Raw genomic sequence first — 9,322 nt, 5'->3', positions numbered from 1 at the left:
AGTTTTTTAATCGGTGTTTCACTCAATTGAGGAATTTTATTAATCCCTTGATAGCCTTTATCCGCTATGACTTTAAGTAATTCTCCAAATTTTATTCCACTACTTTTAAATAGTCTAAAATCATGGATTCTCCCCAAACCATGCGCTAAATAGATGATTTGACTAGTTTTTTGGTGGATAACTTCACTGCTAATTCAAGTCCTAATCACAAAGAAATCTAACCCTTAATTATATCATAGAAAACTTTTGCAAGAGTTCTCCTAAAAAAGACAATAAATCAGTTAACAACTCACTTGCTTGGTCTTTTGTCCATGCATAAGGACGCTGATAAGCCGGTATGGAAAATGCGAAGTCGTCACTAAAAACCTTGCATAGTGCTTTTTCTGTGGCGTGAATGGCTACTGGCATAAAATTTCAAGTACTCCCTGAGTATAATCTGATGCAAATTTCCCTAATCAAACGCAGTTTAACTCACTCATACTGCGATCGCCACAAGACTAAATTAACTCAAGTTACCTTACAGATAATCTGCTGCATAGAGGCTATGGAGTCCCGCGTTGGCGTAGCCTCTCCTTTAGAGAATCGCTGCTAGATCACCGTGCATAAGCCTATTACATACAATAAGCGAACCTACAGTTTTTTTGCTTTTAGGACTTACGCATCAAATACGAAATGTAGGGGCAATACCCTGCCTTAAGCCGCTTCTCTACGAGACGCTCAGCGTAGCTTGCTTGGACGTAGGAGTATGCGTCTACATGAATTGCCCCTACGGTAAATCAAGGCTTTTACTGCCTTTTTTCGTAAGTCCTGGCTTTATTTTGGTAATTCTAAAGGCTTGCTCTTAAAGTTTGTTTTCCCCGCTTTTTAAGGGGGGTTAGGGGGGATCTTCGAGTTTGAAAACAGTCCCCCTTCCAAATTTTGGAATACTCCCCTAGTCACAGAGCGGTCCCATCAACGAGTATGTATGGTAGAAGACTCTGACGCTCGCACCCCTGCTCTCAAGCAAGCTACGCGCAGCGTGCCCCTCTGCCAACTTGCTAACGCTGCAATCTGTTGAATTCTCCCTCGACTGTGTAGCTTTTCTTCAGCTTTTCTTTATTCACTCAAGGTTGCATTTTTTTTAACATCTGTTACATTACTTTACAGACAGTTACAACTGCTACAACACTTGAACTTTGGAGTTTTACTCATGTCAGGTTTTAAGAATTCTGCGCCTATTGTTTCAGAAGACCCTAATGCTGTGCGTTTTGGCTTCACTCCTCAGAGTGAAAATTGGAATGGTCGTCTTGCAATGATTGGTTTTCTATCTGCAATTTTGATTGAAGCTTTTTCTGGTCAAGGCTTACTCCATTTCTGGGGCATCCTCTAAATTGATGTAGGCTTTTCGCCTTTACTTGACAACTCATCTCATGTCAGGCGAATTACTTGTGATTCCTACGTAACCTCTCCCCCGGCCTCTCCACTAGTAGGGAGGGGAGCCTGTAACTTTAGCTATAAGCGGGGTGAGGTTCTCTTATTATGGGCAATTCAACGGAGATATCAGATTGAAAATCTCTTTCCCTATCCCCTGTTACCTATAGCACTTCTTGTTTGAATGTAGTACACCACGATAAACGGTAAGAGCACAGCAATGCTGTGCCCTTACAAACACTTGTATTTGACGCAAGCAATAACGGCTAAAGATGAGGAAACACGACGAACAATTTCAGGGCTTACAAACACTTGTATTTGACGCAAGCAATAACGGCTATATTTTCTGTTTTCAAGCTAAATATCAGATTTTTCCGGTTGAGCCAAAATATAAGTGAATAATTACTTTACATCGAATATGTATAGCTAAAACTCATGGAATTACCCCAACGCGTATCAGTCCGCTACAAAGACGCGTCCTTCAATACTAATGAAATCCGCTTGAGAACCTTCCGGCTTGGGTTACAAATATGGGAAGAACAAACCAAACCTAGAAAAACAGAGCTTTATCAGTTTATATCGTCTTGCTTGAAACAAGTTGACCGCCAAGATCGTTTTATGTTTTCTCTGCTGTTCATAGAATTAACAGACCTTATACGCAATTCTTCGCTGGAAAGGGGAACGAAAGAGGTTTTGATTAAAACAGCTTTTAGGGAGTTTAGTTGTGCGATAACAGATTTTGAAGACGCTGCCAAATAAAGTTGGTCATGGGGGTGTTGGTATTGCGTAGGTGTACCCAGGTATCGGCCTGAAGTCAGCTAACCTAATCGAGTAAGATATCTATAAGTAAGCAGCTTTCCATCAGATTAGTTTTTTTGCTGAATGCGCGGATAGGTAGGTGTTAGGGAAGGGGTGACTAGAAAAATGGCTGAATTGCCTTATCTGCAAGAACTTGAGAGCGATGCCGGCGGCGGGCTACGCCTACGCATTTCTAAACCATCCGCGCATTTTATGTAGATTAGTTTTCAGCCATTTGCCTCTAGTCAAATCACAACTCCTCGTGTTAAGAATTTTGCATTCGCGCAACCGAACCTTGAAAACCAAATAAGGCAAGCCTTTCAGAAGCCATTGCAATTACCTAAAATCCCTATTAAGGATTAAAACAACGAAACAGAGATTAAATCCAAAACATTTTTACATTGGCAATTACCAAAAATCCCTATTAGGGATTGAAACGAGGATATCGGTTGCAGTCGTTGGTCGAGTGTTTTCATCTGATTCAAAAAGCGCATTGATAATATATCATGCTTGGCACATAATACAAGCTATATAAATTTGTTACGCTTCCAATGTATAAGGCAAAAGACTGTGTATCATCTTGCAAGCTTCACTTGTGTTACATGGCGAACGCTTACAGTTGCAGACTTGGGATGAATACGATGGCATCAAGACTGCCGTCGTGGGGCTACTGTCGGGCGGTATGTCCGGCTTCAGCCTCTTGCACAGTGACACGGGGGGCTTTGACGCGGCAGCCTTTGATAAGATTCCGGTAATTGCGCGATCTAAAGAACTGCTCATGCGCTGGATGGAGCTTAATGCATTCACGGTCATCTTTCGCACCCATGATGGATTGGTTCCTGAGATTAGCGCGCAGATTGACACAGATAAAGAGACTCTCTCCCACTTAGCTCGATTTGGGCAGGTGTACAAATCGCTAGCCGCTTACCGGAAAACCCTTGTCGATCAGGCTGCAAAAGTGGGATATCCCGTGGTTCGCCACCTCGTCCTACACTATCCCGACGATCCGAATGTTTATAATCTTCGCTATCAATTCATGCTGGGTCCTGACTTCTTGGTTGCGCCGGTTTTGGACAAAGGCGTCAAAACAGTGCAGTTATATTTGCCCGCTGGAGAATGGATTCATCTGTGGACAGGCGCTAAGTTCAATTCAAAACAAGGAAAGTGGATCGGAGTATCCGCACCGCTCGGCAAACCGGGAGTCTTTTTCAGGGACGGAGCTGTATTTGGAGAGCAGCTCGTTACACAACTCAAAGCCCTTGACGTCCTTTAATTTCTCTTCGCGAAGTGCTGTTCTTCGTTCTATACTCATTTCAACAAACAATTAGACATTAATAATCATTTATTCGACAAGCCGTCTTTACTTTTTTGCAATGGTTTTACCAAGCATTACACGTTTTCCTAAATAGCTGTAACAGAAAAAATTGAGATGTGTAGACCAATGCTCTATCCCACCACCGCTTGGCAATGGTTTTGAATAATTACCTCTAATATAGGAATCCGACTTCAGTTTTACTAGGCTGCCCTGAGGGTATAACCCATCTCAGGTCTAGTTTTGACCGTTATCCAATTTCAAAAATCAAATATAAATTCTAATATTAGTGACAAAAGTAACCATTCAAACATGACTTTTATCACAGGCGTGTACCTGATTATTCCGATTAGATTGAGAGTACACAAATCAACTAATGCAAGGCATATAAAGGATATATGAACCACTTTAAATCTATTCTTCTTGGAAGCTTATTAGCAGCTGCTTCAATTGCTGCTCTTTCTCAAAATGCTAATGCTGCTGAATTTAAATCGGAGCATGATCATTTGAATCGCAATACTGTAGCTTTTAATAACAGTAGAATCCAACGCGAACATCAAATCCGTGAACAACGCGCTCGTGAATTGCGTGAACGTCAAGCTCGTGAACGACGCGCTTATGAATTGCGTGAGCGTCAAGCCCGTGAAAGACATGCTCGTGAATTGCGTGAACGTCAAGCTTACTTTCATCGCTAAGAAAAGAAATTCTCGCTCATATTACCTTAGGAGAGTATTGCTACTCTCCTTTTTTTTCTTGGCATAAATTTGCTCAAATGGCATTGAACCAAGATCAGCACTCAAATGGGAATTAAGGCTATAAATGCCTGTTCTATATAGCTTTCAGTTTTTTACTTTCTCCTGCTTTACCCAAATATAGAGAAGCTATTTTGATGTCCCGCATTCAAATGGTATTTTGGAGGAGTCACAAGGGGAATTAGTTTAGCTTGACATTGGTAGAACTATGTGTATTATAGGTTATAACATTTTTGAGCGATGGCTACGCCCGCCGTACTCCTACGGAGAAGCAAGCTACGTGCAGCGTCTTGCACAGAAGGCATCGCAAAAGTTTTCGATCTACTGAAAATACATAAAAATATATTCTTGTCAAGACTTATCCAGCCAAATTTAGATGCATTTGCCCTGAAACATATAAAAATCTGCTCGATTTGTGTTATCAGAGTTTTCTTGCGAATCAGACATCCTTTTAAAAAAAGAGGTGGTAGCTAAAAATTGTCTAGACTACCACCATGCGAAATAGAATCTTAACCTGTCACGAGCGATCGCTAATAGAGAGCTGCCAACACCTTATCTGCTGCTGCGCGGAATGCAGTTGCTGCACCAGCGCTCATGTCCCGTGGCGCACAGATGCGATTTCTCACATAGGCAAGTGTGATGGCTCCAACCGCAGATACAATCGGATCGGCATTGTCTTTACCGCCCACGCGCCCCCACGGTAATGCTGCACCATTGCCATTAATCAGATAGTCAGCCAGCAATCTGAGGTGAAAATCAACCGCTTCTTTAACGGCTGTTGTGTCACCATTGACCGCCAATGCTTGCACCCCAGAGTTTTTTAGGATGTCTCCTAAAGCAACTTCTCGATTATCAGTCAACCTTTCAGCCGCTTCTGCCCGAAATTGAATTTCCTGGCTAGCTGCTGGGTCTGGGGGCAAGGGATTGCCGATTGGTGTCACGCCCCATCGCCGACGCAATAGTAAATTGTTGGTGGTATCATCCGATTTTACACGATGATAAGCGGGACGCTGTTTGAGTGCTTCAAACCAAGCGTTGATGCGAGGATATCGGGGATTTCCCTTGAGTTGATATCCCTGATAAACGGGTAAGTTAGCTGCCAAGCGGTCTAAATGGGGGCTATAAGTAATGTCTACCACACTAAATGTTGATAAAAAGTAGGGGCCAGGATACTTTTGGAGAAGTTGCTCAAGTTCGTCTAATTTTGCCTCAAAAGCTGTCTGTAAGCTTGCTAATTCATTAGGATCTTCAGGGGCTTGTCTAAGGAATTTGTAGGCGATATGTATCATCCCATTGGTATCAGCATCCTTAAGCCACTGCCTAGCAATGGCGTTTTCCTCTGGGTCTTCAGGGAGCAAGGTAGGCCCAAATCGTTCTTCTAATTCTAAGAGAATGTCTTTGGACTCATAGACTAACTTTCCCTTAATTTTCGCAGCAGGGACAAGGGTTGTGGGAACTAAATCGGTATACCATTTAGGCTTGTTACTCAAGTCGATAAACTCTGTTGCAAAGGGAATTTCTTTTTCTTCGAGAGCAAACCAAACCCGTTCGCAAAATGGACACCAAGAGTTAGTATCACGGTAGAGCAGTACTGGCGGTTCTGTATCTAGCGGCAGTTTATGGAGACTGCTAGGGATGGGAGCGGTAGAAGGCGACTGTCCTGGCCTACGTACCCGTCGAGCAGGGGTATTTTTTTGGGCAATTTCTAACAGTTGTTCCCAATTAGATGCTGTATCTTGAATTGACATATTTCACCTTAGTTTAAGTTAACTTTTCTCCACAAAAGAGTTAGAAGTTAGGAGTTAGGAGCGGAGCCGGAGACGCTCCACCTCCGGTTAGGAGTTAGGGATAAAATAGCCTTTTTGTCTGAGTTTTAAACTTATACAAGTTAAAAAAAATGCGACAGGAAAATTATGAACCCCTTGTTATAGAAGGCGATTACCAATCCAAAATCCGTCTTGGAAAGTTGAGCCACTGCGTTGGACAGGTCTCCCGGCTTGAAGCAAGTGGCGTCTGATCGCCGGAAACCGACGCTTAGACTTTCCGCAAAATCAAAAATCCAAAATGGTATTAGATTATGTACATCATTAATTTACAACTACTATTAAAATATCAACATTTTTACCATTACAAGTACATCTAATTTAGAAGCTATGAGATTGTCAATCTGCATTTATTAATTGCATTAGTAAAGCTTTCATACCATTTATCCGTCGCTATTTAAAACTTAAATTTAAAATATGCACAAATGTGGATAAAGGTGTATCCTACAACCGAAAGTAGCAAACTTTTTATAGATAGTAGGCCTCAAGCTATACACTGGTATGTTTCTAGCTTTTAAACAGACAAAAAGCTTAATTATTGAACTTTCATTATAAAGTACGTTAAATTTATAGGTTTAACGGAGTTAATAGTTATTATTACATGATAATAGTTAAAAAGCAAGATTTAATCTATCTATTTTTTGACTTACTTAAGCTGGCAAAATCAAAGAAATCTCTATAAATTCGAGTCAGAGAGAGATAAAAAATTTAAGTAAAAAAATACACATTAGATAATAAGTACTGAAAGTCAAGCTAATAGCTGCTAGAATCTACAACACTTGCAATTTCATTGAGTGTAGCCTAAGATTGAAGCACCCCACCCAATTAAAGCGCTACCAAAGACTAGCCATGCAGCATAGATGTTTAAACGAATAGCTAAGTAGGTAGGCGTAAATAATTATCGTTGGGATAAGGCAGTTGTTGCTGGGGGCAATAAGCAGGGGGAAAAATAGTTTGAGCCTTGTTTACTTTTCTTCACACAGTTTAGTTTTATTGTGCCGACTTACTTAAATCTGTAATAGTTCGTCCATATCATTTGCCTATATGAGATAATTTCCTCTTAATTGTTCGAGATAGAGAAAATTAGCTCAATATTCGTATGCAGCAAGTATCAAACCATAGTGTGGAGTTACCAATTCATCTCAGTGCTAAAACAATTGCTCGGCGTTTAAGTGTTATAGTTATATGCCTCACCTTAGCAGGCGTTCTAAGTGGCTATTTCTGGCTCTCGAAGTTTCCCTTCCCAGCTTCCAAATGGTTTTACGATCTATTTAGCCTAAATGGAGAATTGAATATTCCTGCCTGGTATTCTTCATTCTCTCTATTATTTTGTTCGGCATTACTTAAAGCAATTACCGCTATTAAGACGAAAGACCGCTATTTTGTTTACTGGAAAACTCTATATTTGATATTTTTCTATTTAAGTTTAGATGAAGCATTTAGTTTTCACGAAATTTTGATAATTCCGTCACTGCGAGAATCGCTTCATCTCAATCCTATATTTTATGAAACCTGGGTTATCCCTGGTGTTATTTTAGTAGGAGTTTTTGCATTTAAATATCTAAAATTTTTGCTCCATCTCCCTTACAATACTCGGTATTTATTTTTGATTGCCGCAGTTGTTTATGTGGGTGGAGCTTTAGGTATGGAAATGGTGGGTGGACTTTTGAGAGTAGATTTTGGGCGACGTAGCCTAATAGCGTTAACTGGCATAATTGTTGAAGAGTTTTTGGAAATGGTCGGAATTGTGATTTTTATTTATGCTCTGCTAGCTTACCTTAGCAGCTTGAGAGAAAGCATTCAACTGAAAATTTATATATCTCAAAAGTAATATGAAGTCTGGATAATCATATCATGTCCGGTAAATCAACCAATGAAGCGATTTTCAGTTGAGTAGAGTACAAGAAAAGACTTAACCCCTACCCCCTTCCCTTTGTACTTTCTCAATTTACCTGTTTAGTGTTTAAAGATAAAAATTCGATTGCTCAATAGTTATTAATCATGGGGCATTGAGCATTAGTTATTCTCCCCCTGCTTCCCCTGTTGTACTATTCATAGATAAATCAAATGCACCAGAAGTTATAGTGGCAATTGTTACTATGAATTGACATGCTTTGTAAAAAGTCTCTTGTTGGGTAACGGGAGGACACAGTGACGTGTCCCCCTAGTCAGCAGAAAAAGTCTCCTTTAATCTGCCTTATAAAGTTAATTACCTTCTAGCAAAGTCCAGAAATAGCCATCTGGCGCAACAAAAGAGAAACTCCTCTGGCCAAACTCATTACTAATGATGTCTGTAACTTTTTGTACACTACTTGCTTTGATGCGATCGCAATACTCCTGTATTCCCTTAACTCGATAGGTATATAAAGACATACCCAAGCTACCTGGTTGGGCTGCCTCAAACCGCGATTCTAAATTAATATCTTCTGGGAATCGAATGATATAAAGTCTACCACTGCGTGCAGCCATTAGGTCAGACTTAGAAGAACGGGGATCATCAAAGGTAGTGACAATAAACTTTTCACCAGGGTTAAGGTCAAAAATATCTCGACCTGCTGGCGAAGATTCACAGCTAGTTTCGACACCATCACGCACACGTAGCAAACCCAAAACTTCTTCATAAAACTTTAGGGTTTCTTTGCTGTCATCCTGAACGATGATCCCCATATGGGTAAACTGACTAGCCTTGAGAGCAGCATTATGGTTAACTTGTCCGTAATCCGGTAGTGTATAGCCAAACCGTTGAAATAAAACCTGTCGAGCTAAGGGTTGCAGTAGCAGCATTTCGCGCACACCAACTGCTGGCTCAATAAAAGGACGGCTTTTCCTCTCTTTGTTGTAGATGACTTCCCAATAAGGGTTAGTGTGTCTAATAGGCAAACCTGCGGCTTTTGCATCCTCTACATGATTTAAGATACTTAAAACATCTGCCGTTAAGCTTGTCGCCCAACGGTTTCCCTTAATTTTCATCGACGCAATTCCCAAACCTTCATGGGTGGGGTTTTGCCAAACCATCAGCCGAATCAACCCATGATCTGAATTTTGGTGGTAAAGGCGGATTGAGCGTAAAGATGAATTCACCCCATATAATTGATTGGCTACATCTGCGGTTAATTCACCCACTTGACCAATGCGATAGCCAAATTGCTCCCAATACTGAATTGCAGAAATTGGCTCTGGGATGCCGATACAAACTTCATAGATACCTTCAATTGCGGTTTGTTGTT

General features: G+C 40.8%; 8 protein-coding genes and 1 pseudogene. 5 read left to right on the top strand and 4 right to left on the bottom strand.

Going from position 1 to position 9,322, the window contains the following annotated elements:
- A pseudogene (locus V7L29_RS20905) lies at nucleotides 1-182 on the bottom strand (IS5/IS1182 family transposase); the annotation flags it as partial.
- Between the two features lie 46 nt (nucleotides 183-228).
- Nucleotides 229-408, bottom strand: a complete 180-nt coding sequence (locus tag V7L29_RS20900; RefSeq protein WP_334736695.1) for a DUF262 domain-containing protein — start codon at nucleotides 406-408, stop codon at nucleotides 229-231.
- Between the two features lie 781 nt (nucleotides 409-1,189).
- Here V7L29_RS20900 and V7L29_RS20895 point away from each other — a divergent pair.
- The 4 genes from V7L29_RS20895 (at nucleotide 1,190) to V7L29_RS20880 (ending at nucleotide 4,215) form a co-directional block, all read left to right on the top strand.
- Nucleotides 1,190-1,369 carry a high light inducible protein gene (locus tag V7L29_RS20895; protein ID WP_334691369.1) on the top strand — a complete coding sequence of 60 codons (180 nt, stop codon included), beginning with the start codon at nucleotides 1,190-1,192 and terminating at the stop codon, nucleotides 1,367-1,369.
- A 476-nt stretch (nucleotides 1,370-1,845) separates the two neighbouring features.
- On the top strand, nucleotides 1,846-2,169 hold the full coding sequence (locus V7L29_RS20890; RefSeq protein ID WP_334691368.1) for a hypothetical protein: 324 nt from the start codon (nucleotides 1,846-1,848) through the stop codon (nucleotides 2,167-2,169).
- 619 nt (nucleotides 2,170-2,788) lie between these two features.
- Nucleotides 2,789-3,481 carry a TIM-barrel domain-containing protein gene (locus V7L29_RS20885; RefSeq protein ID WP_334736694.1) on the top strand — a complete coding sequence of 231 codons (693 nt, stop codon included), beginning with the start codon at nucleotides 2,789-2,791 and terminating at the stop codon, nucleotides 3,479-3,481.
- Between the two features lie 437 nt (nucleotides 3,482-3,918).
- Complete coding sequence (locus V7L29_RS20880; protein WP_334736693.1) at nucleotides 3,919-4,215, top strand: hypothetical protein; 297 nt, start codon at nucleotides 3,919-3,921, stop codon at nucleotides 4,213-4,215.
- Between the two features lie 587 nt (nucleotides 4,216-4,802).
- On the opposite strand, the gene V7L29_RS20875 is transcribed toward V7L29_RS20880, so the two are convergent.
- Nucleotides 4,803-6,020: a glutathione S-transferase family protein gene (locus V7L29_RS20875; RefSeq protein ID WP_334736692.1), complete on the bottom strand. Its 1,218-nt coding sequence runs from the start codon at nucleotides 6,018-6,020 to the stop codon at nucleotides 4,803-4,805.
- 1,174 nt (nucleotides 6,021-7,194) lie between these two features.
- Between V7L29_RS20875 and V7L29_RS20870 the strand changes: the two genes are divergently transcribed.
- On the top strand, nucleotides 7,195-7,926 hold the full coding sequence (locus V7L29_RS20870; RefSeq protein ID WP_334736691.1) for a hypothetical protein: 732 nt from the start codon (nucleotides 7,195-7,197) through the stop codon (nucleotides 7,924-7,926).
- A gap of 374 nt (nucleotides 7,927-8,300) precedes the next feature.
- Here V7L29_RS20870 and V7L29_RS20865 read toward each other — a convergent pair.
- Nucleotides 8,301-9,322, bottom strand: a 1,022-nt coding sequence (locus V7L29_RS20865; protein ID WP_334736690.1) for a VOC family protein, incomplete at its 5' end; no start/stop codon positions are given.

The organism is Nostoc sp. (assembly GCF_036916575.1).
Classification (GTDB): domain Bacteria; phylum Cyanobacteriota; class Cyanobacteriia; order Cyanobacteriales; family Nostocaceae; genus Nostoc.
This window is presented reverse-complemented; position numbering and strand designations above follow the sequence as displayed.